This window comes from Ectopseudomonas khazarica (assembly GCF_017915135.1).
Lineage (GTDB): Bacteria > Pseudomonadota > Gammaproteobacteria > Pseudomonadales > Pseudomonadaceae > Aquipseudomonas > Aquipseudomonas khazarica.
Window position 1 is genome coordinate 1,004,614 of record NZ_CP068551.1, and the last position, 25,692, is coordinate 1,030,305.

The window sequence follows — 25,692 nt, forward strand, 5'->3', positions numbered from 1 at the left end:
AATGACTGCTAGCACCCGTATCGAACGCGACAGCATGGGGGAGTTGGCCGTACCCGGTGGCGCGCTCTATGGCGCACAGACGCAGCGCGCGGTGAACAACTTCCCGATCTCCGGGCAACGTATGCCGGCCGCTTTCGTGTGTGCGCTGATCCTGGCCAAGGCGGCTGCGGCGCGGGCCAACGTCGAGTTGCAGCAGCTCGATGCGCCGATGGGCGATGCCATTGTCAGCGCCTGCCAGCAACTGCTCGACAGCGATTTCATGGCGCATTTCCCGGTGGACGTGTTCCAGACCGGCTCTGGCACCAGCTCCAACATGAACGCCAACGAGGTGATCGCCACCCTGGCCAGCGACCTGCTGGGCGATGCGGTCAGTGCCAACGATCACGTCAATTGCGGGCAGAGCAGCAATGACATCATTCCCACGACCATTCACGTCAGCGCCGCCATCGAGCTGCATGAGCGCCTGCTGCCGGCGCTTGGCCACCTGCTGCAGGCGCTGTGCGAGAAGTCGCTGGAAGTGCGCCCTTACGTGAAGACCGGGCGGACCCATTTGATGGACGCCATGCCGGTGCGCATGAGCCAGGTGCTCGACGGCTGGGCGCAGCAGATCCAGGCCAATATCGAGCACCTGCGTCATCTGCAACCCTCCCTGCAGGCGCTGGCCCAGGGCGGTACGGCGGTGGGCACCGGGGTCAACGCGCACCCGCGCTTTGCCGAGCAGTTCTGCCAGGAGCTGAGCACCCTGAGTGGTCTGCCTTTCACCACCGGCACCAACTTCTTCGCCCTGATCGGTTCGCAGGACACCGCCGTTGCCGTCTCCGGTCAGCTGAAGACGGTAGCGGTGTCGTTGATGAAGATCGCCAACGACCTGCGCTGGATGAATTCGGGGCCTCTGGCCGGCCTGGCCGAGATCGAGCTGGAGGCCTTGCAGCCTGGCTCTTCGATCATGCCGGGCAAGGTCAATCCGGTGATCCCGGAAGCGACCGCGATGGTGGCGGCGCAGGTGATCGGCAACGACGCGGCCATCGCCATCGCCGGCCAGTCCGGCAACTTCGAGCTCAACGTGATGCTGCCGCTGGTGGCCGACAACCTGCTGTCGAGCATGCAGTTGCTGAGCAATGCCAGCCGCCTGCTGGCCGACCGGGCGATCAGCAGCTTCAAGGTCAACCAGCCGAAGCTCAGGGAAGCGCTGGAGCGCAACCCGATTCTGGTTACCGCGCTCAACCCGCTGATCGGCTACCTCAAGGCCGCGGAGATCGCCAAGCAGGCCTACCGCGAACAGCGGCCGATCATCGATGTGGCGCTGGAGCACACCGAGCTGAGCCGTCAGCAACTCGAGCATCTGCTCGACCCGGAGAAACTCACCGCAGGCGGTCTGTAAATCCACTGGCGAGCAGCCGGGAGGTAACCATGGAGCACTGGAAACACATCATCGAAGCGGGCAACCGCTGCTTTCGGGACGGCGACTGGGTGCAGGCCCGTGAACTCTATCTGCAAGCCCTGGCCGAGGCTCAGGTGCTGTTCGGGCGTTGGCACGAGCACAACATGGCAGTGGCCGCGTTCGTGATCTCGCACCACAACCTGGCCGATCTGCATCTGACGCTGGGCCAGCCGGAGGAGGCGGCGGAGAACCTCTGTGCCAGCCATGAGCGCCTGTTGCAGACCCTGAGCGACGCGCAGCAGCCCCAGGCGCTGCGGGATATCGCCATGCATCACAGCCGGCGTACCTACATCGAACTCTTGCAGTTCATCGCCGAGCACGGCGCATTCCCGCGTACCGACCGCTTGCTGGGGGCGCCGAGCAGGCGCCAGCAGCACCTGGCCTGCAATGGCCGTCACTGTCACTGAAGGATGACGTCAATGCCTTATCAGCTTCCGCCGCTCGCCTACGCCTACGATGCCCTGGAACCGCATATCGATGCGCAGACCATGGAGATTCACCACACCAAGCATCATCAGACCTATATCAACAACCTCAACGCGGCGCTGCAAGGTACGGCGTACGCCGAGCAGGACGTCGAGCACTTGCTGCGTCAGGTCAGCGAGCTGCCGCAGAGCCTGCAGGGCGCGGTGATCAATCAGGGGGGTGGCCACGCCAATCACAGCCTGTTCTGGCAGGTGATGTCACCCAGCGGAGGCGGCGTGCCCGAGGGGGAACTGGCGTTGGCGATCGATACCGAACTGGGTGGTTTCGCGGCATTCAAGGAGGCCTTCACGCAAGCGGCGCTGAGTCGTTTCGGCAGTGGCTGGGCCTGGCTCAGCGTGACGCCGCAGCGCAGGTTGCTGGTCGAGAGCAGCGCCAATCAGGACAGTCCGCTGATGCACGGCAACACGCCGATTCTCGGGCTGGACGTCTGGGAGCACGCCTACTACCTGCGTTACCAGAACCGCCGGCCGGAATACATTGGTGCCTTCTACAACGTCATCGACTGGGCGGAAGTGGCGAGTCGATTCCGACGGGCGTCGAGCTGAGGATGCGCCTGGTGATGCTGCGGCGAACCTTGCTGAGCCCCTCGGCAGCCGCCAACGGACGAGTACTGCGTTATCTGCTGGGTGGGGCCATCCTGTTCAGCGGTGCGTTGCTGCTGTTCATCCAGTCGACCGCACTGCTCGATCCGCACGCGCAGCCGCGCTTGATGGATGCCTTGCAGGGCGGGCTGTTGTGCGCTCTCGGCACGGCGTCAGGCGCGCTGCCGGTATTGTTCATGCGCGAGTTGTCCCAGCGCTGGCGTGACCGTCTGCTCGGCTTCGGTGCCGGTGTCATGCTTGCGGCGGCAGTGTTCTCTCTGTTGATACCGGCGCTGGACGTGGCGCGCACGCAAGGGTTCGGCCCCTGGTCGGCTGGCGCGCTGGGCAGTGCTGGCCTGTTGCTGGGCGCGGCTGGGTTGCTCGGTTTGGCGCGTTTGCTGGACACGCGGCAGTGCCTGCCGGATACCCAGGCCGGTCTGACGCCGGGCGTGCTGCTGTTCGTCATCGCCATCATGCTGCACAACGTGCCGGAAGGCATGGCTGTCGGTGTGGCTGTCGGGGCCGGACTGAGCGGCGCCGAGGGCCTGGTGATTGGTATCGCCCTGCAGGACGTGCCGGAGGGACTGATCGTCGCTCTGGTGCTGGCCAGTGCCGGTATGGGGCGGGGGAGGGCGGTGCTGATCGGCGCGGCGTCCGGGCTGGTCGAGCCGCTGTTCGCGGTGCTCTGCGCCTGGGTGGTGAGCCTGTCGCAGTTACTGTTGCCTTGGGGGTTGGCGCTGGCTGCGGGGGCCATGCTGGTCGCTGTGACTCACGAAGTCATTCCCGAGTCGCACGGCAACGGTTATCGCGGCGATGCCAGTCTGGCGCTGGCGATGGGCTTCTGCCTGATGATGGTGCTGGATACCGCCCTGGCCTAGAACTGAAGAGCCGGGTGCAACTGGTCGCGGCCTTACTCGCCTTCCTCGAAGTAGTTCTCGATCAGGCCGACCAGGGCTTCCATCGCTTGCAGCTCCTGTTCGCCTTCGGTCGACAGGTGCACATCGGTGCCCTTGCCGGCCGCGAGCATCATCACGGCCATGATGCTCTTGCCATCGACCAGGCTCTCCGGGCTTCTGCCAATGCGCACCTGGCAGGGGTAGGTCGTGGCCACGCCAACGAACTTGGCCGCAGCACGTGCGTGCAGGCCGAGCTTGTTGATGATGGTGATATCGCGTGCTGGCATCGCGGCGGGGCTCCTTAGCTGAGGTCGCGGTGACGCACCTGGACGTTCTTCAGTTTCTCTTTCAGTGCCTGGCTCAGGCGGCTGGCCAGGTAGACCGAACGGTGGTGACCGCCGGTGCAGCCGATGGCGACGGTCACGTAGGCCCGGTTGCTGGCGGCGAAGCGGGGCAGCCACTTGTCCAGATAGACGAGAATGTCCTGATACATTTCTTCCACTTCCGGTTGCGCCGCCAGGTAGTCGATCACGGGCTGGTCGAGGCCGGAGTAGTCGCGTAATTCGGGTTTCCAGTAGGGATTGGGCAGGCAGCGGGCGTCGAACACCAGGTCGGCGTCTACCGGCATGCCGCGCTTGAAGCCGAAGGACTCGACCAGAAATGCCGTGCCAGTTTGTGCCTGGCCCAGCAGGCGGAGCTTGAGGGCGTCGCGCAACTGGTACAGGTTCAGGCGTGTAGTGTCGATTTTCAGGTCGGCGCGATCGGTGATCGGAGCCAGCAACTGGCTTTCGTAGGCGATCGCCTCGGCCAGCGAGCGGTTGTCATTGGTCAGCGGGTGGCGCCGGCGGGTTTCCGAGAAGCGCTTGAGCAGGGTGTCGTCTTCGGCATCGAGATAGAGCACGTCGCAGCGAATGTTGCGCTGGCGCACTTCGTCGAGCAGTTCGGGAAAACGCTTGAGCTGGCTCAGCAGGTTACGTGCATCGATGGATACCGCGACCTGTGGCAGGAGCATGTCGCTGTGCGGCAGAAAGCGTTCCGCGAGATCAGGCAGGAGGCCGGCTGGCAGGTTGTCGATGCAATAGAAGCCGTTGTCCTCAAGGACATCGAGGGCGGTGCTCTTGCCCGAGCCCGAGCGACCGCTGACGATGATCAGGCGCATGCTTATTGACCGTTCTGAGTGTCCACGACCACTTGGTAAAGGTCTTCGCCGCTTGAGGCATGGCGCAGACGTTCACGTACGTCGCCGCGGTCGAGCATGCTGGCGATCTGGCGTAGCAGCTCGAGGTGAGCGTCGGTTGCGGCTTCCGGCACTAGCAGTACGAACAGCAAGTCGACCGGGGCGCCGTCGATGGCGTCGAAGTCCACTGCGGTGTCCAGATGCAGCACGGCGCTGATCGCTTCACTGCAGCCAGCCAGGCGACAGTGAGGAATGGCGATGCCGTTGCCGAAACCGGTCGAGCCGAGTTTCTCGCGGGCAATCAGGCTTTCGAAAATGTCCTGGGCATCCAGGTCGGGAAGATCGCGGGCGACCAGGTTGGCGATCTGTTCGAGCACGCGTTTCTTGCTGCCGCCCGGCACGTTCACCAGGGAACGGCCGGGGGTCAGGATGTTTTCAAGTCGGATCATGGATGGGGAATGTCAGCGGGCCGTGGCGCCTTGCAGGCGGTCGAGCTGCTTTTCCTTGTGCTTGATAAGTTGACGGTCAAGTTTGTCGGCCAACAGGTCGATGGCTGCGTACATGTCCTGATGTTCGGCGTTGGCGACCACTTCGCCGCCTGCAACGTGCAGAGTCGCCTCAATCTTCTGCTTGAGTTTCTCGACCTCCATGGTCACCTGAACGTTGGTGATCTTGTCGAAGTGGCGTTCCAGTCGGCCCAGTTTCTCGCCGATATAGTCACGCAGGGCGTCGGTCACATCCAGCTGATGTCCACTGATGTTGACTTGCATACCGCTTTCTCCTTGTTGCCTTGTGTAAGAGACGGGTCTCGTGCGACCCGCCACCGGAACACGTTGGCTTGGAGGCCCAGGCCTCCAATCGATCTGGCCTACATCAGTCGCTTGCGCTCACTGGAGGGCGCTATGCCGAGGGACTCGCGATACTTGGCGACCGTCCGACGGGCGACTTGGATGCCTTGTGCCTCCAGTAAACCAGCGATCTTGCTGTCACTCAACGGCTTTTTCGCGTTTTCTGCCGCGACCAGTTTCTTGATGATTGCGCGGATCGCGGTGGACGAGCATTCGCCCCCTTCGGAGGTGCTGACGTGGCTGGAGAAGAAGTATTTCAGCTCGTAAATGCCACGCGGGGTGTGCATGAACTTCTGCGTGGTCACGCGCGAGATGGTCGACTCGTGCATGCCGACCGCTTCGGCGATGTCGTGCAGGACCAGCGGTTTCATCGCCTCGTCGCCGTAGTCGAGGAAACCGCGCTGGTGCTCGACGATCTGCGTGGCCACCTTCATCAGCGTTTCGTTGCGGCTTTGCAGGCTCTTGATGAACCAGCGCGCTTCCTGCAACTGGTTGCGCATGAAGGTGTTGTCGGCGCTGGAGTCGGCTCGCTTGACGAAGCCCGCGTACTGCGCGTTGACGCGCAGGCGTGGCATGGCTTCCTGGTTGAGCTCCACCAGCCAGCGATCATTGTGCTTGCGCACGATCACGTCCGGTACCACGTATTCCGGCTCGCTGGATTCGATCTGCGAGCCGGGGCGCGGATTGAGGCGCTGGATCAGGTCGATGACCTGGCGCAGTTCGTCTTCCTTGAGCTTGGTGCGCCGCATCAGCTGGGCGTAGTCGCGGCTGCCGAGCACTTCGAGGAAGTCACTGACCACACGCTGCGTCTCGCTCAGCCATGGCGTGCCGGCAGGCAGCTGGCGCAGTTGCAGCAGCAGGCACTCGCGCAGGTCGCGCGCGCCAATGCCGGCCGGTTCGAACTGCTGGATGCGATGCAGGACGACCTCGACTTCGTCTTGCTCGATGTCGAGTTCAGGGTCGAAGGACTCGGTGACTTCTTCGAGGGTTTCTTCGAGGTAGCCGTCGTTGTTGATGCAGTCGATCAGGGTGGCGGCGATCAGGCGGTCCTTGTCGGACATGGGCGCCAGGTTCAGCTGCCAGAGCAGGTGGCTCTGCAGGCTCTCGCCGCTGGAGGTACGGGTGGTGAAGTCCCACTCGTCATCGTCGTTGCTCGGCAGGCTGCTGGCGCTGGTCTGGTAGACGTCTTCCCAGGCCGTGTCGACCGGCAGTTCATTGGGAATGCGCTCTGCCCACTCGCCTTCTTCCAGGCTGTCCACCGTCGGGGTGGATTCCTGGTAGCTGTCTTCCTTGCTGGGGGTGGGGGCGGCGCTTTCCGCGCCGTCGGCCATGGGGTCGCTGTTGTCGAAGTCGTCGCCGTCTTCCTGGCGCTCGAGCATGGGGTTGGATTCCAGTGCCTCCTGGATTTCCTGTTGCAGGTCCAGGGTCGACAGTTGGAGGAGGCGGATAGCCTGTTGCAGCTGCGGTGTCATCGTCAGCTGCTGGCCCATCTTGAGGACTAGCGATGGTTTCATTGCAGACCTTAATTTACTGGCGAGTTACGCCTTCCACATCAGGGCGCCGAAGCGCCGCCAGGAAGCAAATTATATGCCTGAATTTCTCGTTCTTGCCTAGGGGGTGCAATATTTCTGTAGCGAAATAGCCTGCGCCCTACAGGCGGAACTCGTGGCCCAGATACACCTCTTTCACCGTCTGGTTGGCGAGGATGGTCTCGGCGTTGCCTTCGGCGATCAGCTGGCCGTCGTTGACGATGTAGGCGGTCTCGCAGATGTCCAGGGTCTCGCGCACATTGTGATCGGTGATCAGGATGCCGATGCCCTTGGCCTTGAGGTGATGGATGATCTGCTTGATGTCACCTACCGAGATCGGGTCGACGCCGGCAAAGGGTTCGTCGAGCAGGATGAACTTCGGGTTGGTGGCCAGGGCTCGGGCGATCTCCACGCGACGCCGTTCGCCACCGGACAGGCTCATGCCCAGGCTGTCGGCGATGTGATGGATGTGGAATTCCTGCAGCAGGCTTTCCAGTTCGGCCTGACGTCCAGCGCGGTCGAGATCCTTGCGGGTCTCGAGGATAGCCATGATGTTGTCGGCTACCGAGAGCTTGCGGAAGATCGAGGCTTCCTGCGGCAGGTAGCCGATGCCGGCGCGAGCACGGCCGTGCATGGGTTGATGGCTGACGTCGACGTCGTCGATCAGCACGCGACCCTGATCGGCGCGTACCAGGCCGACGATCATGTAGAAACAGGTGGTCTTGCCGGCACCGTTGGGGCCCAGCAGGCCGACGATCTGCCCGCTTTCGATGCTCATGCTGACGTCGCGCACGACCTGGCGGCTCTTGTAGCTTTTCGCCAGATGTTGGGCTTTGAGAATGGCCATTACTGCTGTGCCTGATCCGCGGGTTTGTTCTTCGGTTGGATGACCATGTCGATGCGTGGGCGCGGCGTGCTGACATTGCTGCCAGTGGCGCGGCCTGCGTTGACGATCTGGCGGCGGGTGTCGTAGACGATCTTCTCGCCCTCGAAGGTATTGCCTTCCTGGATCACCTTGGCCTGATCGATCAGCACGATACGTTCGTTGCTGGCGAAGTACTGGATCGTCTTGCCGTAGGCCTTGACGATGTCCTTGTCCACATCCGGCTTCTGTTCGTAGTAGGCGAGGTTGCCCACCGAAGTGAACACGTCGATGTCACCGCTGGCGGTCTGGGTGATGGTGACGGTGTCGCCGGTGATCTTCAGGGTGCCCTGAGTGATGATCACATCGCCGCGATAGACTGCGACGCCCTGCTTGTCATCCAATTCGGCCGTGTCGGCCTGGATGCGGATCGGCTGGTCGCGATCCGATGGCAGAGCCCAGGCGGCCGCGCTTCCCAATGCGGCGCTGAGGCTGAGAATCAGGGGGAGGGTGTTAACGAACCTCATGCTGGCCTCTTACGTTGGACTGCAGGATCATCCTGCCGTCATTCAAGTACGCTTTCATTCCTTGTGCCGTGGTCACCCCATTGGCCGCGACGATTCTAACGGCTTGCTTGGTCTGCGCATATTCCTTGTCGGGAATTACGGTCATGCGGCTGCTGGTGATGATGGTCGGGCGGTTCTTGGCATCGGTGCGCGCGATGCGCACATCGTCGATCAGCTCCACCTCGGTGCCGCCGGGGGAGACCTCGGCGCGCTGGCTGGTGACCTTCCAGGGCAGTTCGGTGCCGCGGTAGAGGTCCAGTTTGGGGGTGTCGACCAGGGTGATGTCAGTGCTCTTGACGTGCTCGAGCTTCTCCGCGGTCATGCGGTAGTGCAGCTTGCCGTCATCCTGGTACTGCACGGTGCGTGCACCCAGTACGTAGAAGTCGATGGCGTCGTCGTTGCCGGCCTGCTGAGGTCGGTGTGGGGTTTCCGGGGCGATGTTCCAGTACCCGAGGGCGGCCACGACGGCTGCGATCAGGGCGAAAATCAGAGTGTTGAAGGCTTGACGCGGCATGCTTGGCTCACAGGTAGGCGGCTTGGGCCGCATCCAGCGTGCCCTGGGCACGCATGATCAGTTCGCAGAATTCCCGGGCGGCGCCTGCCCCGCCGCACGCCTGGGTCACGCCGTGGGCGTGCTGGCGCACGAAGCCGTCCGCGCTGGCCACGGCCATGCCCAGGCCGACGCGACGGATGACTGGCAGGTCCGGCAGGTCATCGCCCAGGTAGGCGACCTGCTCGTAGTCTAGGCCGAGTTCGGCGAGCAGGCCGTCGAGAACGACGAGCTTGTCTTCACGGCCCTGGAACAGGTGCTGGATGCCGAGGTTGTTGGCGCGGCGCTCGACCACCGGGGTCTTGCGCCCGCTGATGATGGCGGTGCGCACGCCCGAGCCGATGAGCATCTTGATGCCGTGGCCGTCGAGGGTGTTGAAGGTCTTGAACTCGCTGCCGTCTTCGAGGAAGTACAGGCGGCCGTCGGTGAGTACGCCATCGACGTCGAAGATCGCCAGCTTGACGGCGCGTGCTCGCTGCAGCAGGTCGTTCATCACATCACCCCCGCGCGCAGCAGGTCGTGCATGTTCAATGCGCCGACCGGGTTGTCCTGGTCGTCGACGACGACCAGAGCATTGATCTTGTGGTCTTCCATGATCTTCAGGGCCTCTGCCGCGAGCATCTCTGCGCGGGCGGTCTTTCCATGCGGGGTCATCACCTCATCGATCAGCGCCTGGCGCACGTCGATGCCCTTGTCCAGCGTGCGACGCAGGTCGCCATCGGTGAAGATGCCAGCCAGGCGGCCGTCGTTCTCCAGTACCACGGTCATGCCCAGGCCTTTCTGGGTCATTTCCAGCAGTGCGTCACGCAGGCTGGTGCCGCGTTGCACGCAGGGCAGTGCGTCGCCCTTGTGCATGACGTTCTCCACTTTCAGCAGCAGGCGGCGGCCAAGTGCGCCGCCCGGGTGGGAGAAGGCGAAGTCTTCGGCGGTGAAGCCGCGAGCTTCCAGCAGGGCGATGGCCAGGGCGTCGCCGAGTACCAGGCTGGCGGTGGTCGAGGACGTCGGTGCCAGGTTCAGCGGGCAGGCTTCCTGCGAGACGCTGGCATCGAGATTGACCTCGGCGGCCTGGGCCAGCGGCGAGTTCGGGTTGCCGGTCATGCTGATCAGGCGAATGCCGAGACGCTTGATCAGCGGCAGCAGCGTGACGATCTCCGCCGTGGAGCCGGAGTTGGACAGGGCCAGGACGATGTCATCGCGGGTAATCATGCCCATGTCGCCGTGGCTGGCCTCGGCCGGATGGACGAAGAACGCCGTGGTGCCGGTGCTGGCCAGGGTGGCGGCGATCTTGTTGCCGATGTGCCCGGACTTGCCCATGCCGACCACGACCACGCGGCCCTTGCAGTCCAGGATCAGCTCGCAGGCCTTGACGAAATCTGCGTCGATACGAGGCAAAAGTTCCTGTACTGCTTCGATCTCGAGGCGAATGGTGCGCTGCGCGGAGTCAATCAGGTCGCGGGTCTGGTTCATGCTGAACGAAGCTTCGGGCGAAAAAGACGAGGATTATAAACGGAAAAGCTTGCAGCGCTCACCTTTGCTGAGTGTGCTTAGTATCGAAGCTGTCGCAAGTCTGAACGCTGGCGCGCGCCGCTATTGGGCGGCAACTCCAGCAAATGCTATAGTCCGCGGCCATTTCGGCCATCTTGCAGGTGTGTCCCATCGGGTGAGAGATGGCGTCTGCCAGGAAGGCCAGTTTTTCAAGGAGTTCAGATGAGCGCCGAGCACGAGTATGCGATCGAGTTGCAGGGCGTCAGCTTCAAGCGTGGCGCGCGGTCGATCTTCGACACGGTCGATATCCGCATACCGCGCGGCAAGGTCACCGGCATCATGGGGCCGTCCGGTTGCGGCAAGACCACGCTGCTGCGGCTGATCGCCGCCGAGTTGCGTCCGTCCGCCGGTGATGTCCGCGTCGCGGGCGTCAGTCTGCCGAAGCTGTCGCGCGATGAGCTGTTCGACATGCGCAAGCAGATGGGCGTGCTGTTCCAGAGTGGCGCGCTGTTCACCGACCTCGATGTCTTCGAGAACGTCGCCTTTCCGTTGCGCGTGCACACCAAGCTGCCCGAAGAGATGATCCGCGACATCGTGCTGATGAAGCTGCAGGCCGTCGGCCTGCGTGGCGCGCTGGAGCTGATGCCGGACGAGCTGTCCGGCGGCATGAAGCGCCGTGTGGCCCTGGCGCGTGCCATTGCGCTGGACCCGCAGATACTGCTGTACGACGAGCCCTTCGTCGGCCAGGACCCCATCGCCATGGGCGTGCTGGTGCGCCTGATCCGCCTGCTCAATGACGCGCTGGGAATCACCAGCGTGGTGGTCTCTCACGACCTTGCGGAAACCGCCAGCATTGCCGACTACCTCTATGTCGTCGGTGATGCGCAGGTGCTGGGACACGGCACTCCGGCCGAGCTGATGGAGTCGGATAACCCGCGTATCCGGCAGTTCATGAAAGGCACGCCGGATGGTCCGGTACCCTTTCATTATCCGGCGCCGGATTACCGCGAAGATCTGTTGGGGAGAGGTTGATGCGCAGAATTTCACCGCTCGAACGGCTGCGTCTGTTCGGTCGTGCGGGTATCGATGTGGTGGCGACGCTGGGGCGCTCGATGCTGTTCCTGGTGGGCGCATTGTTCGGCCGCAACCGCGCCGGCAAGCCGATGCAACTGCTGATCAAGCAGCTGTTCGCCGTCGGCGTGATGTCGCTGGCGATCATCGTCGTCTCCGGCGTCTTCATCGGCATGGTGCTGGCGCTGCAGGGCTACAACATCCTGGTCAGCTATGGCTCCGAGCAGGCCGTGGGGCAGATGGTCGCCCTGACCCTGTTGCGTGAGCTTGGCCCGGTGGTGACTGCGCTGCTGTTCGCCGGACGTGCCGGTTCGGCGCTGACCGCCGAGATCGGCAACATGAAATCCACCGAGCAGTTGTCCAGCCTGGAAATGATCGGTGTCGATCCGCTCAAGTACATCGTCGCCCCGCGCCTCTGGGCCGGTTTCATCTCCATGCCGCTGCTGGCGATGATCTTCAGTGTCGTCGGCATCTGGGGCGGGGCCATGGTCGCCGTCGACTGGCTGGGAGTCTACGAGGGCTCGTTCTGGTCCAACATGCAGAACAGCGTTTCCTTCTATGACGATGTGCTCAACGGCGTGATCAAGAGCATCGTCTTCGCCTTCGTGGTGACCTGGATCGCCGTGTTCCAGGGATATGACTGCGAGCCCACGTCCGAGGGGATCAGTCGCGCCACTACCCGTACCGTTGTCTATGCCTCGCTGGCCGTGCTGGGGCTGGATTTCATTCTGACCGCTTTGATGTTTGGAGATTTCTGATGCAAAACCGCACGCTGGAGATTGGTGTCGGTCTGTTCCTGATGGCAGGTGTGCTGGCCCTGCTGCTGCTGGCCCTGCGCGTCAGCGGCCTGAGCGTCGGATCGGCGGGTGACACCTACAAGGTCTATGCCTATTTCGACAACATTGCCGGCCTGACCGTGCGCGCCAAGGTGACCATGGCCGGTGTCAGTATCGGCAAGGTGACGGCCATCGACCTGGATCGTGACAGCTACATGGGGCGGGTGACCCTGGAACTCGACGGTAACGTCGACAATCTACCCGAGGACTCCACTGCGTCGATTCTGACCGCTGGGCTGCTCGGCGAGAAATACATCGGCATCAGCGTGGGTGGTGAGGAGGCGGTGCTCAAAGACGGCAGCACCATCCACGACACCCAGTCGTCGCTGGTGCTGGAAGACCTGATTGGCAAATTCCTGCTCAATTCGGTCAATAAAGACGAAGCCAATTGATGAGGGCTCCCAAGATGTTCAAGACCGCACGTAACCTGTTGCTGACCCTGCTCGCGGCCATGCCTCTGCTGGCACTGGCGGCGCCGAGCGCTCACGAGGTGGTGCAGCAGACCACCGATACGCTGCTGGCGGACCTCAAGGCCAACAAGGACGAGTACCGTCGTGATCCGGCGGCTTTCTATCAGTCGCTCAACGACATTCTCGGCCCTGTGGTGGATGTCGACGGCATCTCGCGTGGCGTGATGACCGTGCGCTATTCGCGTCAGGCCTCGCCCGAGCAGATGAGCCGCTTCCAGGAGAACTTCAAGCGCAGCCTGATGCAGTTCTACGGCAACGCCCTGCTCGAGTACGACAATCAGGACATCCGTGTGCTGCCGGCCACCGGCAAGCAGGACGCCGAGCGCACCTCGATCGGCATGGAAATCCGTGACGGCAAGGGCGTGGTCTATCCGCTGTCCTACACCATGGTGTCCATGGATGGTGTGTGGAAGCTGCGCAACGTCGTGATCAACGGCATCAACGTCGGCAAGCTGTTCCGCGACCAGTTCGCCCAGTCGATGCAGAACAATCGCAACGACCTGGACAAGGTCATCGACACCTGGGCCGATACCGTGGCCAGGGCGCGTGAGGCGCGAGGCAATTCGTGAGCCAGGCGACCATCATCGAGCGGGCGCCCGGTAAGCTGCAGCTGGCCGGCGTGCTCGACTATCGCACCGGCCCCGGCTTGCGCGAGCAGGGTGCGCGCCTGATCACCAGCTGCAGCGTCAAGCGCCTGTCGCTGGACTGTGCGGCGGTGGAGAAGTCCAGCAGCGTCGGCCTGTCGCTGCTGCTGGCGTTCACTCGCGATGCGCGCGAGTCCGGGCATGAACTGTCGATCAGCGGCCTGCCCGAGGACATGCGGCAGATCGCCCAGGTCAGCGGGTTGCTGGAGTTGCTGCCACTGGCGTAACCGAGAACCGCCTCTCGACGTTCCGTCAGCGGTGCGGCGGGCGGGGTTCGCAGGCGGGAGGCTTTTTTGTATGATGGCCGACCCGCGGGCTCAGGTGCCCGAATGCGTCAGTCGAGGTCGAGCATGCAGGCTGCAGAAGTAAAAAGCCTCCTAGAGGAAAAACTCCCGAATACCCAGGTGGAAGTCGAAGGCGAAGGCTGCAACTTCCAGCTGAACCTGATCAGCGACGATCTGGCCGCTCTCAGCCCGGTCAAGCGTCAGCAGCAGATCTATGCCCACCTCAACGCCTGGATCGCCGATGGCAGCATCCACGCCGTGACCATGAAATTTTTCAGCCAGGCCGATTGGGCCGCGCGTTCCTGAGCCTGCGGGCGACGAGATTCCTATGGACAAACTGATCATTACCGGCGGCGCTCGCCTCGATGGCGAAATCCGTATTTCCGGTGCGAAGAACTCTGCGCTGCCGATCCTGGCCGCGACCCTGCTGGGCGATGCGCCGGTCACCATCTGCAACCTGCCGCACCTGCACGACATCACCACCATGATCGAACTGTTCGGTCGCATGGGCATCGAGCCGGTGATCGACGAAAAGCTCTCCGTCGAAGTCGACGCGCGCAGCATCAAGACGCTGGTCGCCCCCTACGAGCTGGTCAAGACCATGCGTGCCTCGATCCTCGTGCTCGGTCCGATGGTCGCCCGTTTCGGTGAAGCCGAAGTTGCCCTGCCTGGCGGTTGCGCCATCGGCTCGCGTCCGGTTGACCTGCACATCCGCGGGCTCGAGGCCATGGGCGCGAAGATCGACGTGGAAGGCGGCTACATCAAGGCCAAGGCGCCGGAAGGCGGCCTGCGTGGCGCGCACTTCTTCTTCGATGTGGTCAGCGTGACCGGCACCGAGAACATCATGATGGCGGCGACCCTGGCCAAGGGCCGCAGCGTGCTGGAAAACGCCGCCCGCGAGCCGGAAGTGGTCGACCTGGCCAACTGCCTGATCGCCATGGGGGCGAAGATTCAGGGTGCGGGTACCGATACCATCGTCATCGACGGTGTCGAGCGTCTCAACGGCGCGCGTTTCAATGTCATGCCCGACCGTATCGAAACCGGTACCTACCTGGTCGCTGCTGCCGTTACCGGCGGCCGCGTCAAGGTCAAGGATGCCGATCCGTCGACCCTGGAAGCCGTGCTGGCCAAGCTGCAGGAAGCGGGTGCCGAGATCACCACCGGCCCGGACTGGATCGAGCTGGACATGAAGGGCAAGCGTCCCAAGGCCGTGAACCTGCGGACCGCGCCTTACCCGGCGTTCCCCACCGACATGCAGGCGCAGTTCATCGCCCTCAACGCGGTGGCCGAAGGCACCGGCACCATCGTCGAGACCGTGTTCGAAAACCGCTTCATGCACGTCTACGAGATGCTGCGCATGGGCGCCAACATCCTGGTCGAGGGCAACACCGCCATCGTCACGGGTGTCGACAAGCTCAAGGGTGCCCCGGTCATGGCGACCGACCTGCGTGCTTCTGCCAGTTTGGTGCTGGCTGCGCTGGTGGCCGATGGCGATACGCTGATCGACCGCATCTACCACATTGACCGTGGCTACGAGTGCATCGAAGAGAAGCTGCAACTGCTGGGTGCCAAGATTCGCCGCGTGCCGGGCTGAGACGCCGCTGGCAACTCGCTGTGCGCCGGCCCTGCTGCGTTGTGACGGGCCTGCAGCCAGCGGCGTTGTGATCAGGTGCCTCCGCGTGCCGCCATTGTCGTAGGGCCGCTTCCCGTCGGAGCGGCCGCTTCCGATCAAGGAAACCGTTTCATGCTGACCATCGCCCTGTCCAAAGGCCGCATTCTCGATGACACCCTGCCACTGCTGGCGGCAGCGGGCATCGAGCCGACCGAGAATCCGGACAAGAGTCGCAAGCTGATCATCCCCACCACTCAGGATGACGTGCGTCTGCTGATCGTGCGCGCCACCGACGTGCCAACCTATGTCGAGCACGGCGCCGCCGATCTCGGCGTGGCCGGCAAGGACGTGCTGATGGAGTACGGTGGCCAGGGTATCTACGAGCCGCTGGACCTGCAGATAGCCAAGTGCAAGCTGATGACCGCCGGCAAGGTCGGTGCGCCGGAGCCCAAGGGGCGCCTGCGCGTCGCCACCAAGTTCGTCAACGTCGCCAAGCGCTACTATGCCGAGCAGGGTCGCCAGGTCGACATCATCAAGCTCTACGGCTCGATGGAGCTGGCGCCGCTGGTGGGGTTGGCGGACAAGATCATCGACGTGGTCGATACCGGTAACACCCTGCGTGCCAACGGTCTGGAACCGCAGGAGCTGATCGCGACGATCAGTTCGCGACTGATCGTCAACAAGGCGTCGATGAAGATGCAGCACGCCCGCATCCAGGCGCTGATCGAAACCCTGCGTGGTGCCGTCGAAGCACGACACCAAGGCTGATCAATGGCACGCCTGCCCTAGCGGCAGGGTGCTTTACCAGCCTATCCGTGTCATAGCCATTTTTCTCGGGTGCCCGCACGGTGGGCTTGCTACATTACGGGCGCCCGAGAAAACGCCAATCAGATGAGGCTTTCGCTATGACCGCTCCCGTTGCCATCCGCCGACTCAATGCTGCCGATCCGGACTTCGCGGCTCATCTGGACCATCTGCTCGCCTGGGAAAGCGTCTCCGACGATGGCGTCAATCAGCGCGTGCTGGAAATCATCAAGGCCGTGCGCGAGCGGGGCGACGCCGCTCTGGTCGAGTACACCCAGCGCTTCGATGCTCTGGAAGTGGCCTCGATGGCCGATCTGATCCTGCCGCGCGCGCGTCTGGAACAGGCGCTGGAACGCATCACCGCCGAGCAGCGTGCGGCCCTGGAGGTCGCCGCCGAGCGCGTGCGCAGCTACCACGAGAAGCAGAAGCAGGACTCCTGGCGTTACAGCGAGGCCGACGGCACCGTGCTCGGGCAGAAGGTCACTCCGCTGGACCGCGCCGGCCTGTACGTGCCGGGCGGCAAGGCCTCCTATCCGTCGTCGGTGCTGATGAACGCCATTCCGGCCAAGGTCGCCGGCGTGCCGGAAGTGGTCATGGTGGTGCCGACCCCGCGTGGCGAGATCAACGAACTGGTGCTGGCCGCCGCCGCCCTGGCCGGTGTCGACCGCGTGTTCACCATCGGTGGCGCGCAGGCCGTCGCTGCCCTGGCCTATGGCACCGAGAGCGTGCCACCGGTGGACAAGATCGTCGGCCCCGGCAACATCTACGTGGCCACCGCCAAGCGCCATGTGTTCGGCAAGGTCGGTATCGACATGATCGCCGGGCCGTCCGAGATTCTCGTGGTCTGCGACGGCGCGACCGATCCGGACTGGATCGCCATGGACCTGTTCTCCCAGGCCGAGCACGACGAAGATGCCCAGTCGATCCTGGTCAGCCCGGATGCCGCCTTCCTCGACCGCGTGGCCGAGAGCATCGCCAGGCTGCTGCCGACCATGGAGCGTGCCGAGATCATCCGCACTTCGCTGGAAGGCCGTGGCGCACTGGTGCAGGTAGCGGACATGGCCGAGGCCATCGAGGTGGCCAACCGCATCGCCCCGGAACACCTGGAGCTGTCGGTGGCCGACCCGGAAGCCTGGCTGCCGCAGATTCGCCACGCTGGTGCGATCTTCATGGGGCGTTATACCGCCGAGGCGCTGGGCGACTATGTCGCCGGCCCCAACCACGTGCTGCCGACCTCCGGTACTGCGCGCTTTTCCTCGCCGCTGGGGGTGTATGACTTCCAGAAGCGTTCGTCGATCATCTTCTGTTCGCCGGACGGGGCGTCCGAGCTGGGCAAGAGCGCTTCGGTGCTGGCTCGCGGCGAGTCGCTGACCGCGCATGCGCGCAGCGCCGAGTACCGCATCAAGCCTTAACGGCCGCGCAGGGTGGACAACGCTACGCTTGTCCACCGCTTTGCATAAGACAACTCAAGTATTCGAGGAGAGAAGGGCAGATGAGCAAATTCTGGAGCCCCTTCGTCAAGGACCTGGTGCCCTACGTGCCGGGTGAGCAGCCGAAGCTGAGCAGGCTGGTCAAGCTCAACACCAACGAAAACCCCTACGGTCCTTCGCCCAGGGCCATCGCGGCCATGCAGGCGGAGCTGAACGATGACCTGCGCCTGTACCCGGACCCCAACGGCGATCGCCTGAAGCAGGCGGTGGCCGAGTACTACGGCGTGCAGCCGGCCCAGGTGTTCGTCGGCAACGGTTCCGACGAGGTGCTGGCACACGCTTTCCACGGCCTGTTCCAGCATGACGCGCCGCTGCTGTTCCCGGACATCAGCTACAGCTTCTACCCGGTGTACTGCGGCCTGTACGGTATCGACCATGAGCAGGTGGCGCTGGACGAGCAGTTCCAGATCCGTGTCGAGGACTACGCCAGGCCCAATGGCGGCATCATCTTCCCCAACCCCAATGCGCCGACCGGCTGCGTGCTGCCGCTCGACGCCATCGAGCGCCTGCTGCAGGGCAGCCCTGATTCGGTGGTGCTGGTGGACGAGGCCTACATCGACTTCGGTGGCGAGACGGCGATCAGCCTGTTGGACAAGTACCCCAATCTGCTGGTCACCCAGACCTTGTCCAAGTCGCGCTCGCTGGCCGGTCTGCGCGTCGGTATCGCCGTGGGCCATCCCGACCTGATCGAGGCCCTGGAGCGAATCAAGAACAGCTTCAACTCCTACCCGCTCGATCGTATGGCGATCGCCGGTGCGGCGGCGGCCTTCGCGGACCGTGCCTACTTCGAGCAGACCTGCCAGCAGGTCATCGCCAGCCGCGAGGCGGTGGTGGCGGGCCTGCAGGGGCTGGGATTCGAGGTACTGCCGTCGGCGGCCAACTTCGTCTTTGCCCGCCATCCCGGCAAGGACGCTGCGACCCTGGCGGCCGGCCTGCGTGAGCAGGGTGTGATCGTGCGGCACTTCAAGCAGTCGCGCATCGCTCAGTTCCTGCGCATCACCATTGGTGCGCCGGAACAGAACCAGGCGTTGCTGGAGGCCTTGCAGGGGCTGTAAGACGCTCGCGGGGCAGGCATGAAAAAGCCGGCTGATGCCGGCTTTTTCATGTCTTCAGTTACCGTTGGCCGGTGGGCGAATGCCGATCTCCGCGGTCAGCTCCAACTGCTTGCCGTTGCGCAGTACTTCGATGCGGATCTTGTCGCCAGGCTTGGTGCGCGCCACCTGATTCATCGAGCGGCGCCCGTCACTGGCCGTTTCGCCATCGATGCTGAGGATCAGGTCGCCTGGCTGCAGGCCGGCGCGTTGCGCCGGGCCGTCGCGGTAGACGCCGGCGACGACGATGCCGGGGCGGCCTTCCAGGCCGAAGGATTCGGCCAGTTCAGGAGTCAGCGGCTGCACTTCGACGCCCAGGTAACCACGGATCACCTGGCCATGTTCGATGATCGCCTGCATCACCTCCATCGCCAGTTTGACCGGGATGGCGAAGCCGATGCCCTGCGAACCACCGGACTTGGAGAAGATCGCGGTGTTGATGCCCACCAGATTGCCATGTGCGTCGACCAGCGCGCCGCCCGAGTTGCCGGGGTTGATCGCCGCATCGGTCTGAATGAAGTCCTCGTAGGTGTTCAGTCCCAGCTGGTTGCGCCCGGTGGCGCTGATGATGCCCATGGTCACGGTCTGGCCGACGCCGAACGGGTTGCCGATGGCCAGGGTCACGTCGCCGATGCGGATGGCGTCGGAGCGGCCCAGGGTGATCGCCGGCAGGTTGGGCAGATCGATCTTCAACACCGCCAGGTCGGTTTCCGGGTCGCTGCCGATCAGCCGTGCGAGGGTTTCGCGGCCGTCCTTGAGCGCCACGACGATCTGGTCGGCGCCGCTGACGACGTGGTTGTTGGTCAGCAGGTAGCCTTCGCGGCTCATCAGCACGGCCGAGCCCAGGCTCGACTCCATGCGCTGCTGGCGGGGCAGGTTGTCACCGAAGAAGCGGCGGAAGGTCGGGTCTTCGAACAGTGGGTGGGCCGGCTTGCTCACCAGCTTGGTGGTATAGAGGTTGGCGACCGCCGGCGACGCCGTGTCCACGGCTTCGGCATAGGACACGGGGCCTTCCTGCAGGCGGCTGTAGGTCGGTGCCTGGACCAGCTGCACTTCCTTGCGCGGCAAGCCGACCCACTCCGGGTACTGCTGAATCAGCAGCAGTGCGAGCAGCACACCGACCAGCAGGGGCCAACCGAGAAAACGCAGTGCCTGGGGCATCGAGACAATCCTGAGGGTTGCGAGGGCAAAAGGTCGCCCTTAAGGTGGCGCATTATAGTGAGGTGCTCGCCAATTAGGCAGCGGCCCGCAACAGCTTGAGAGGAATCTTCATGGCCATTGCCCTGTCCACCCTGGTCGAGGAAGCTGACGCTTTTCTCAACGCGTCGCGCATCAGCGATTACTGCCCCAATGGTCTGCAGGTCGAGGGGCGTCCGCAAGTGCGCCGTATCGTCAGCGGCGTTACCGCCAGCCAGGCACTGATAGAGGCGGCCATCGAAGCCGAGGCCGATGTGCTGCTGGTGCATCACGGCTATTTCTGGAAAGGCGAGAACCCTTGTGTCACCGGCATGAAGCAGCGCCGCCTGAAGGCCCTGCTGGCGCATGACATCAGCCTGCTGGCCTACCACCTGCCGCTGGATGTCCATCCCGAGGTCGGCAACAACGTGCAGCTCGCTCGGCAGCTGGGCATCGTCGTCGAAGGGCCGCTGGAGCCGGACAACCCGCGTACCGTCGGTCTGGTCGGCTCGCTGGCGGAGGCGATGAGTGCCGCCGATTTCGCCCGTCACGTGCAGCAGGCCCTCGGTCGCGAACCGCTGCTGGTCGAAGGGCAGGGGCTGATTCGTCGGGTCGGCTGGTGCACCGGCGGTGGCCAGGGCTACATCGACCAGGCCATCGCCGCAGGGGTCGACCTGTACCTGACCGGCGAGGCCTCCGAGCAGACCTTCCACAGTGCCCGCGAGAACGGCGTGAGCTTCATCGCGGCCGGCCATCACGCGACCGAGCGTTACGGCGTGCAGGCCCTGGGCGACTATCTGGCGCGGCGTTTCGCCCTCGAACACCTGTTCATCGACTGCCCCAATCCCATCTGAATGGCGCTTACGGGCAGGTATAACGCTAGATCTTTTCGGTCTAACCAGTGCCCTGAGTATAAGCAGATGCTGTGATAGAGTGCGCGCTCGTCCACGGCCCGCCGGCCCCATAACAGCAAACCGTGAGTAGCCATGCTCGACAAACTGACCCATCTCAAGCAGCTGGAGGCGGAAAGCATCCACATCATTCGTGAAGTGGCCGCCGAATTTGACAACCCGGTGATGCTCTATTCCATCGGCAAGGATTCCGCCGTGATGCTGCACCTGGCCCGCAAGGCGTTCTTCCCCGGCAAGCTGCCATTTCCGGTGATGCACGTCGATACACGGTGGAAGTTCCAGGAAATGTACCGTTTCCGCGACAAGATGGTCAGCGAAATGGGCCTGGATCTGATCACCCACATCAACCCTGACGGTGTGGCGCAGGACATGAACCCCTTCACCTACGGCAGTGCCAAGCACACCGACGTGATGAAGACCGAGGGCCTCAAGCAGGCGCTGGACAAGTACGGTTTCGACGCCGCCTTCGGCGGTGCCCGCCGCGACGAAGAGAAGTCGCGTGCCAAGGAGCGTGTCTACTCCTTCCGTGACAGCAAGCATCGCTGGGACCCGAAGAACCAGCGCCCCGAGCTGTGGAACGTGTACAACGGCAAGGTGAAGAAGGGCGAGTCGATCCGTGTCTTCCCGCTGTCGAACTGGACCGAGCTGGACATCTGGCAATACATCTATCTGGAGCAGATCCCGATCGTTCCGTTGTACTTCGCCGCCGAGCGTGAAGTGATCGAGCGCAACGGCACGCTGATCATGATCGATGACGAGCGCATCCTCGAGCACCTCTCCGACGAGGAGAAGGCACGTATCACCAAGAAGATGGTGCGTTTCCGTACCCTCGGCTGCTACCCGCTGACCGGCGCGGTGGAGTCCACGGCGGCGACCCTGCCGGACATCATCCAGGAGATGCTCCTGACCAAGACCAGCGAACGCCAGGGCCGGGTCATCGACCACGACCAGGCCGGTTCGATGGAAGAGAAGAAACGTCAGGGCTATTTCTAAGCCACAAGTGGCAAGCAACAAGCTTCAAGTGGAATGGAGCAAGGGGAAATGGATTTCGAGAAGCTGGAGGTTTGGCAAAGGTCGAAGTCACTGGCCGTGCAAGTCTTCTTAGGGCTTCAGGGTTGCCGTGATTTTGGCTTTCGCGATCAGTTGGGGCGTTCAGCGTTGTCGATTCCCAGCAATATCGCCGAGGGAATGGAACGAGGTAGTGACAGGGAAAAGTGTCATTACCTGCGCATTGCCAAAGGATCATGCGCGGAGTTGCGCACCCAGCTGATCATCGGCAGTGAAATAGGCTACATCCCCGATGCGCTTGCGACACAGTGGGTATCAGAAACCCGAGAGCTTTCCAGAATGCTCAGCGGGTTGATCAACAGAATCTCAGGTTAGCCACCGGTTTGGCTTGCCGCTTGAAGCTTGCAGCTTGGAGCCAAGAAAGATGAGTCACCAATCCGATTTGATCAGCCAGGACATCCTCGCGTACCTGGCTCAGCACGAACGCAAGGAACTGCTGCGTTTTCTCACCTGCGGTAACGTCGACGACGGCAAGAGCACGCTGATCGGTCGCTTGCTGCACGATTCCAAGATGATCTACGAAGACCATCTGGAAGCCATCACCAAGGATTCGAAGAAGGTCGGCACCACCGGCGACGATATCGACCTGGCGCTGCTGGTCGATGGCCTGCAGGCCGAGCGCGAGCAGGGCATCACCATCGACGTGGCCTACCGCTACTTCAGCACCGCCAAGCGCAAGTTCATCATCGCCGACACCCCCGGTCATGAGCAGTACACGCGCAACATGGCCACCGGTGCCTCGACCTGCGACCTGGCGATCATCCTCATCGACGCCCGCTACGGCGTGCAGACCCAGACCAAGCGCCACAGCTTCATCGCCTCCTTGCTGGGCATCAAGCACATCGTGGTCGCCGTTAACAAGATGGACCTGAAGGACTTCGATCAGGGCGTGTTCGAGCAGATCAAGGCCGACTACCTGTCGTTCGCCGAGAAGATCAACCTGCGCCCGAGCACCCTCGAGTTCGTACCGATGTCGGCGCTCAAGGGCGACAACGTGGTCAACAAGTCCGAGCGCTCGCCGTGGTACACCGGCCAGTCGCTGATGGAGATCCTCGAGACCGTGGAAGTCTCCGGTGACCGCAATTTCGACGACCTGCGCTTCCCGGTGCAGTACGTCAACCGCCCCAACCTGAACTTCCGTGGCTTCGCCGGCACCCTGGCCAGCGGCATCGTGCGCAAGGGCGATGAAGTCCTGGCGCTGCCGTCGGGCAAGACCAGCCGGGTCAAGTCCATCGTCACCTATGAAGGTGAGCTGGAGCAGGCCGGTCCGGGCCAGGCCATCACCCTGACCCTGGAAGACGAGATCGACGTGTCGCGCGGCGACATGCTGGTGCACGCCGACAATCGTCCGCAGGTCACCGACGGCTTCGAGGCCATGCTGGTCTGGATGGGCGAAGAGCCGATGCTGCCGGGCAAGAAGTACGACATCAAGCGCGCCACCAGCTACGTGCCAGGCTCGATCCCGAGCATCGTGCACCGTGTCGACGTGAACACCCTGGAGCAGGGCGCGGCCAGCGAGCTGAAGCTCAACGAGATCGGCCGGGTCAAGGTGGCGCTGGATGCCCCGATCGCCCTCGATGGCTACGAGCACAACCGCACCACCGGCGCGTTCATCGTCATCGATCGACTGACCAACGGCACCGTTGGTGCCGGCATGATCATCGCCGAGCCGGTCGCTCATGGCGGCGGTCAGCACGGTCGCCTGGCGCATGTGTCGACCGAGGAGCGCGCCTCGCGCTTCGGTCAGCAGCCAGCTACCGTGCTGTTCACCGGCCTCTCCGGTGCAGGCAAGAGCACCCTGGCGTACGCGGTGGAGCGCAAGCTGTTCGACATGGGCCGTGGTGTGTTCGTCCTCGACGGGCAGAACCTGCGCCATGACCTGAACAAAGGGCTGCCGCAGGATCGTGCCGGGCGTGCCGAGAACTGGCGTCGCGCCGCGCATGTGGCGCGTCAGTTCAACGAGGCCGGGATGATCGCGCTGGCCGCCTTCGTCGCTCCGGATGCCGAAGGGCGTGAGCAGGCCAAGGCGCTAATTGGTCGCGAGCGTGCGCTGACCGTCTACGTGCAGGCTTCGCCGCAGATCTGCGCCGAGCGTGACCCGCAGGGGCTGTACGCGGCTGGTGGCGACAACATCCCCGGCGAGGGCTTCCCCTACGACGTACCGCTGGATGCCGACCTGGTGATCGACACCCAGTCGCAGTCGATCGAGCAGGGCGTCAAGGCGGTGCTGGAGCTGCTGCGCAGTCGCGGCGCGATCTGATCGTCCTCTGCTGAACGAAAGGCCCCGCCAGATGTGCGGGGCCTTTTTCGTCAGGGAGCAGGGCGTCGCGATGGCCCGTAACGCGGCAGCCGCTGCGAGAGCGGGTGGGCACGCCGACCGCCAGCTGTTTTGGTCGTGTCATCGCAGCCAATAAAAAGCCCCGCGATGCGGGGCTTTTCGTATCTCGCTGGCGGGTTACTTCTTCAGGCCGTAGCTCTCGTCCAGCATGCCCGGGCCGTCGTTCTTCGGCGCGTAGTCCTTGGGCATTTCGTAGTTCTTCGGCGGCGTCAGGCGCTCGCGCTTCTCGGCATTTTCCGCGCTGTTCAGCGTGGCCAGCAGGCGCTGACGGGTCAGCTCGTCCAGGGCCAGGCGGTTCGCACCGTCGGACAGGTGTTCCTGCACATCCTGGTAGCTCTGGGTGAGTTTCTTCACCAGGCTGGCAGTGGTGTTGAAGTGGGTCACCACTTCGTTCTGGTAGGCCTCGAAGCGTGCCTGCATCTCATCCATCTGCCGCTGTGTGCGGCCAGGTGCGGCGTTGGGCGCCAGGCGGGCGAGCAGAAAGCCCACGGCGATGCCGACCACCAGGGTCAGGGCGGGTACCAACCAGGCTGCAAGTGTCTGTTCCACGAGTCCTTCCTCTCAAAACGGCTTTGCTTTACGTTAGCGGCTTGAGCCTGTGCTGTATACGACCAGAACCTGCTCGGAGTCTACTGCGCGTCGGCACTGCTGCGGTAAAAACCGGTTCGGAATGCTCATGTACATCAGTACACTGCGCTTCCTCCCCTGTTTTGGCCTTGCATTGCTCCGGCTCGCGAGACGCTGAACAGGTTCATTTGCCGCACAGGCAGTTTGCTAGACGAGTCGACCCGTTGCGGGGTCACGGAGTTCAGTGTTGCTCAGTCGCGAAACCCCCATTTTCATTCCCGGCCCGGTGGGCCAGCTCGAAGCCCTTCTGCTGGAAGTGCCTGACGCCCGTGGCATTGCCCTGGTCTGCCACCCCAATCCGGTGCAGGGCGGGACCATGCTCAACAAGGTGGTGTCTACCCTGCAGCGCACGGCACGCGATTGTGGCTATCACACCCTGCGTTTCAACTACCGTGGCGTCGGTGCCAGCGCAGGTAGCCATGACATGGGCGCCGGCGAGGTGGACGATGCCGAGGCGGTCGCTGCCTGGCTGCAGGAACGCTACCCGGACCTGCCCATCACCCTGCTGGGGTTTTCCTTCGGCGGTTTCGTCGCGGCGGCCCTAGGCGCACGATTGGAGGCTCAGGAACGGACACCCAGCAAGCTGTTCATGGTGGCGCCCGCCGTGCATCGCCTCGGCGGCGATACGCCCCCGGCGAGCCAGTGCCCGCTGGTGGTGATCCAGCCAGAGGCGGATGAAGTGGTGGAACCACAGGTGGTCTACGACTGGTCGGCCAATCTCGGGCGTGCCCATGAACTGCTGAAAGTGGCAGAATGCGGCCACTTCTTCCATGGCAAGCTGACCGATCTGAAGGACCTCCTTCTGCCTCGTCTCTGAGCCCCGCCTAGTCATTGCAGCAAGACAAGCGA

Annotated in this window: 32 protein-coding genes; 20 read left to right on the plus strand and 12 right to left on the minus strand. The window is 63.4% G+C overall.

Annotation, left to right across the window (positions count from 1 at the left end; genetic code table 11):
- Position 1: 1 nt before the first annotated feature.
- The 4 genes from fumC to JLK41_RS04545 are packed head-to-tail and all read left to right on the plus strand — an operon-like array spanning position 2 to position 3,386.
- Positions 2-1,381 carry a class II fumarate hydratase FumC gene (fumC, locus tag JLK41_RS04530; protein ID WP_210391188.1) on the plus strand — a complete coding sequence of 460 codons (1,380 nt, stop codon included), beginning with the start codon at positions 2-4 and terminating at the stop codon, positions 1,379-1,381.
- Positions 1,382-1,410: 29 nt separating this feature from the next.
- Complete coding sequence (locus tag JLK41_RS04535; RefSeq protein WP_051800506.1) at positions 1,411-1,848, plus strand: tetratricopeptide repeat protein; 438 nt, start codon at positions 1,411-1,413, stop codon at positions 1,846-1,848.
- 12 nt (positions 1,849-1,860) lie between these two features.
- A complete protein-coding gene (locus tag JLK41_RS04540) occupies positions 1,861-2,472 on the plus strand; it encodes a superoxide dismutase (RefSeq protein ID WP_037046481.1) in 612 nt (203 codons plus the stop codon).
- 14 nt (positions 2,473-2,486) lie between these two features.
- On the plus strand, positions 2,487-3,386 hold the full coding sequence (locus tag JLK41_RS04545) for a ZIP family metal transporter (RefSeq protein ID WP_037047383.1): 900 nt from the start codon (positions 2,487-2,489) through the stop codon (positions 3,384-3,386).
- 32 nt (positions 3,387-3,418) lie between these two features.
- On the opposite strand, the gene JLK41_RS04550 is transcribed toward JLK41_RS04545, so the two are convergent.
- From JLK41_RS04550 to JLK41_RS04595, 10 genes are all read right to left on the minus strand, one after another.
- Positions 3,419-3,691, minus strand: coding sequence for an HPr family phosphocarrier protein (locus tag JLK41_RS04550; protein WP_037046487.1), 273 nt, complete (start codon positions 3,689-3,691; stop codon positions 3,419-3,421).
- A 14-nt stretch (positions 3,692-3,705) separates the two neighbouring features.
- Complete coding sequence (rapZ, locus tag JLK41_RS04555) at positions 3,706-4,563, minus strand: RNase adapter RapZ (protein ID WP_210390460.1); 858 nt, start codon at positions 4,561-4,563, stop codon at positions 3,706-3,708.
- 2 nt (positions 4,564-4,565) lie between these two features.
- The gene (gene ptsN, locus JLK41_RS04560; RefSeq protein ID WP_210390461.1) at positions 4,566-5,030 is read right to left on the minus strand and encodes a PTS IIA-like nitrogen regulatory protein PtsN; all 465 of its coding nucleotides are present in this window, start codon (positions 5,028-5,030) and stop codon (positions 4,566-4,568) included.
- A 12-nt stretch (positions 5,031-5,042) separates the two neighbouring features.
- Entirely contained in the window at positions 5,043-5,351 is a 309-nt protein-coding gene (hpf, locus tag JLK41_RS04565; RefSeq protein WP_037046497.1) for a ribosome hibernation-promoting factor, HPF/YfiA family, read from the minus strand.
- Positions 5,352-5,449: 98 nt separating this feature from the next.
- Positions 5,450-6,943, minus strand: a complete 1,494-nt coding sequence (locus JLK41_RS04570; RefSeq protein ID WP_047586951.1) for an RNA polymerase factor sigma-54 — start codon at positions 6,941-6,943, stop codon at positions 5,450-5,452.
- Positions 6,944-7,079: 136 nt separating this feature from the next.
- Positions 7,080-7,805, minus strand: coding sequence for an LPS export ABC transporter ATP-binding protein (gene lptB, locus JLK41_RS04575; RefSeq protein ID WP_047586954.1), 726 nt, complete (start codon positions 7,803-7,805; stop codon positions 7,080-7,082).
- The gene (gene lptA / locus JLK41_RS04580) at positions 7,805-8,347 is read right to left on the minus strand and encodes a lipopolysaccharide transport periplasmic protein LptA (RefSeq protein WP_047586957.1); all 543 of its coding nucleotides are present in this window, start codon (positions 8,345-8,347) and stop codon (positions 7,805-7,807) included. The genes lptB and lptA overlap by 1 nt, the downstream gene beginning before the upstream one ends.
- Positions 8,334-8,900 (minus strand): LPS export ABC transporter periplasmic protein LptC, encoded by a 567-nt coding sequence (gene lptC / locus JLK41_RS04585; protein ID WP_047586960.1) that lies wholly within the window; start codon positions 8,898-8,900, stop codon positions 8,334-8,336. Before lptC ends, lptA begins: the two co-directional genes overlap by 14 nt.
- A 7-nt stretch (positions 8,901-8,907) precedes the next feature.
- On the minus strand, positions 8,908-9,429 hold the full coding sequence (locus JLK41_RS04590; protein WP_047586962.1) for a KdsC family phosphatase: 522 nt from the start codon (positions 9,427-9,429) through the stop codon (positions 8,908-8,910).
- Complete coding sequence (locus JLK41_RS04595; RefSeq protein WP_134676875.1) at positions 9,429-10,403, minus strand: KpsF/GutQ family sugar-phosphate isomerase; 975 nt, start codon at positions 10,401-10,403, stop codon at positions 9,429-9,431. The genes JLK41_RS04590 and JLK41_RS04595 overlap by 1 nt, the downstream gene beginning before the upstream one ends.
- Here JLK41_RS04595 and JLK41_RS04600 point away from each other — a divergent pair.
- From JLK41_RS04600 to hisC, 11 genes are all read left to right on the plus strand, one after another.
- Positions 10,402-10,647: a hypothetical protein gene (locus JLK41_RS04600; RefSeq protein ID WP_156049158.1), complete on the plus strand. Its 246-nt coding sequence runs from the start codon at positions 10,402-10,404 to the stop codon at positions 10,645-10,647. The genes JLK41_RS04595 and JLK41_RS04600 overlap by 2 nt on opposite strands.
- Positions 10,644-11,453 carry an ATP-binding cassette domain-containing protein gene (locus JLK41_RS04605; RefSeq protein WP_150608148.1) on the plus strand — a complete coding sequence of 270 codons (810 nt, stop codon included), beginning with the start codon at positions 10,644-10,646 and terminating at the stop codon, positions 11,451-11,453. The genes JLK41_RS04600 and JLK41_RS04605 overlap by 4 nt, the downstream gene beginning before the upstream one ends.
- The gene (mlaE, locus tag JLK41_RS04610; protein ID WP_037046520.1) at positions 11,453-12,250 is read left to right on the plus strand and encodes a lipid asymmetry maintenance ABC transporter permease subunit MlaE; all 798 of its coding nucleotides are present in this window, start codon (positions 11,453-11,455) and stop codon (positions 12,248-12,250) included. Before JLK41_RS04605 ends, mlaE begins: the two co-directional genes overlap by 1 nt.
- Entirely contained in the window at positions 12,250-12,720 is a 471-nt protein-coding gene (gene mlaD, locus JLK41_RS04615) for an outer membrane lipid asymmetry maintenance protein MlaD (protein WP_037046523.1), read from the plus strand. Before mlaE ends, mlaD begins: the two co-directional genes overlap by 1 nt.
- A 14-nt stretch (positions 12,721-12,734) precedes the next feature.
- The gene (locus JLK41_RS04620; RefSeq protein ID WP_179553483.1) at positions 12,735-13,367 is read left to right on the plus strand and encodes an MlaC/ttg2D family ABC transporter substrate-binding protein; all 633 of its coding nucleotides are present in this window, start codon (positions 12,735-12,737) and stop codon (positions 13,365-13,367) included.
- On the plus strand, positions 13,364-13,669 hold the full coding sequence (locus JLK41_RS04625; protein ID WP_210390462.1) for an STAS domain-containing protein: 306 nt from the start codon (positions 13,364-13,366) through the stop codon (positions 13,667-13,669). Before JLK41_RS04620 ends, JLK41_RS04625 begins: the two co-directional genes overlap by 4 nt.
- 123 nt (positions 13,670-13,792) lie before the next feature.
- Complete coding sequence (locus JLK41_RS04630; protein WP_017678930.1) at positions 13,793-14,032, plus strand: BolA family protein; 240 nt, start codon at positions 13,793-13,795, stop codon at positions 14,030-14,032.
- 22 nt (positions 14,033-14,054) lie between these two features.
- Complete coding sequence (gene murA / locus JLK41_RS04635; RefSeq protein WP_037046532.1) at positions 14,055-15,320, plus strand: UDP-N-acetylglucosamine 1-carboxyvinyltransferase; 1,266 nt, start codon at positions 14,055-14,057, stop codon at positions 15,318-15,320.
- A gap of 150 nt (positions 15,321-15,470) precedes the next feature.
- A complete protein-coding gene (hisG, locus tag JLK41_RS04640; protein ID WP_037046535.1) occupies positions 15,471-16,106 on the plus strand; it encodes an ATP phosphoribosyltransferase in 636 nt (211 codons plus the stop codon).
- A 137-nt stretch (positions 16,107-16,243) separates the two neighbouring features.
- A complete protein-coding gene (hisD, locus tag JLK41_RS04645; RefSeq protein ID WP_037046542.1) occupies positions 16,244-17,554 on the plus strand; it encodes a histidinol dehydrogenase in 1,311 nt (436 codons plus the stop codon).
- 80 nt (positions 17,555-17,634) lie between these two features.
- Positions 17,635-18,687, plus strand: coding sequence for a histidinol-phosphate transaminase (hisC, locus tag JLK41_RS04650; protein ID WP_210390463.1), 1,053 nt, complete (start codon positions 17,635-17,637; stop codon positions 18,685-18,687).
- 54 nt (positions 18,688-18,741) lie between these two features.
- Here the strand turns inward: hisC and algW are convergent, their stop codons facing one another.
- Positions 18,742-19,884, minus strand: a complete 1,143-nt coding sequence (gene algW / locus JLK41_RS04655) for a Do family serine endopeptidase AlgW (protein ID WP_179553485.1) — start codon at positions 19,882-19,884, stop codon at positions 18,742-18,744.
- Positions 19,885-19,994: 110 nt separating this feature from the next.
- Between algW and JLK41_RS04660 the strand changes: the two genes are divergently transcribed.
- From JLK41_RS04660 to cysN, 4 genes are all read left to right on the plus strand, one after another.
- Entirely contained in the window at positions 19,995-20,753 is a 759-nt protein-coding gene (locus JLK41_RS04660; protein ID WP_037046550.1) for a Nif3-like dinuclear metal center hexameric protein, read from the plus strand.
- A gap of 132 nt (positions 20,754-20,885) precedes the next feature.
- The gene (gene cysD / locus JLK41_RS04665) at positions 20,886-21,803 is read left to right on the plus strand and encodes a sulfate adenylyltransferase subunit CysD (RefSeq protein ID WP_037046552.1); all 918 of its coding nucleotides are present in this window, start codon (positions 20,886-20,888) and stop codon (positions 21,801-21,803) included.
- A 48-nt stretch (positions 21,804-21,851) separates the two neighbouring features.
- Positions 21,852-22,193, plus strand: coding sequence for a four helix bundle protein (locus tag JLK41_RS04670; protein ID WP_047586983.1), 342 nt, complete (start codon positions 21,852-21,854; stop codon positions 22,191-22,193).
- Between the two features lie 49 nt (positions 22,194-22,242).
- Positions 22,243-24,138 (plus strand): sulfate adenylyltransferase subunit CysN, encoded by a 1,896-nt coding sequence (gene cysN / locus JLK41_RS04675; RefSeq protein ID WP_037046557.1) that lies wholly within the window; start codon positions 22,243-22,245, stop codon positions 24,136-24,138.
- Between the two features lie 195 nt (positions 24,139-24,333).
- Here the strand turns inward: cysN and JLK41_RS04680 are convergent, their stop codons facing one another.
- Positions 24,334-24,765 carry a Z-ring associated ZapG family protein gene (locus JLK41_RS04680; RefSeq protein ID WP_037046561.1) on the minus strand — a complete coding sequence of 144 codons (432 nt, stop codon included), beginning with the start codon at positions 24,763-24,765 and terminating at the stop codon, positions 24,334-24,336.
- Positions 24,766-25,030: 265 nt separating this feature from the next.
- Between JLK41_RS04680 and JLK41_RS04685 the strand changes: the two genes are divergently transcribed.
- Positions 25,031-25,660 carry an alpha/beta hydrolase gene (locus JLK41_RS04685; RefSeq protein ID WP_210390464.1) on the plus strand — a complete coding sequence of 210 codons (630 nt, stop codon included), beginning with the start codon at positions 25,031-25,033 and terminating at the stop codon, positions 25,658-25,660.
- Positions 25,661-25,692 lie beyond the last annotated feature (32 nt).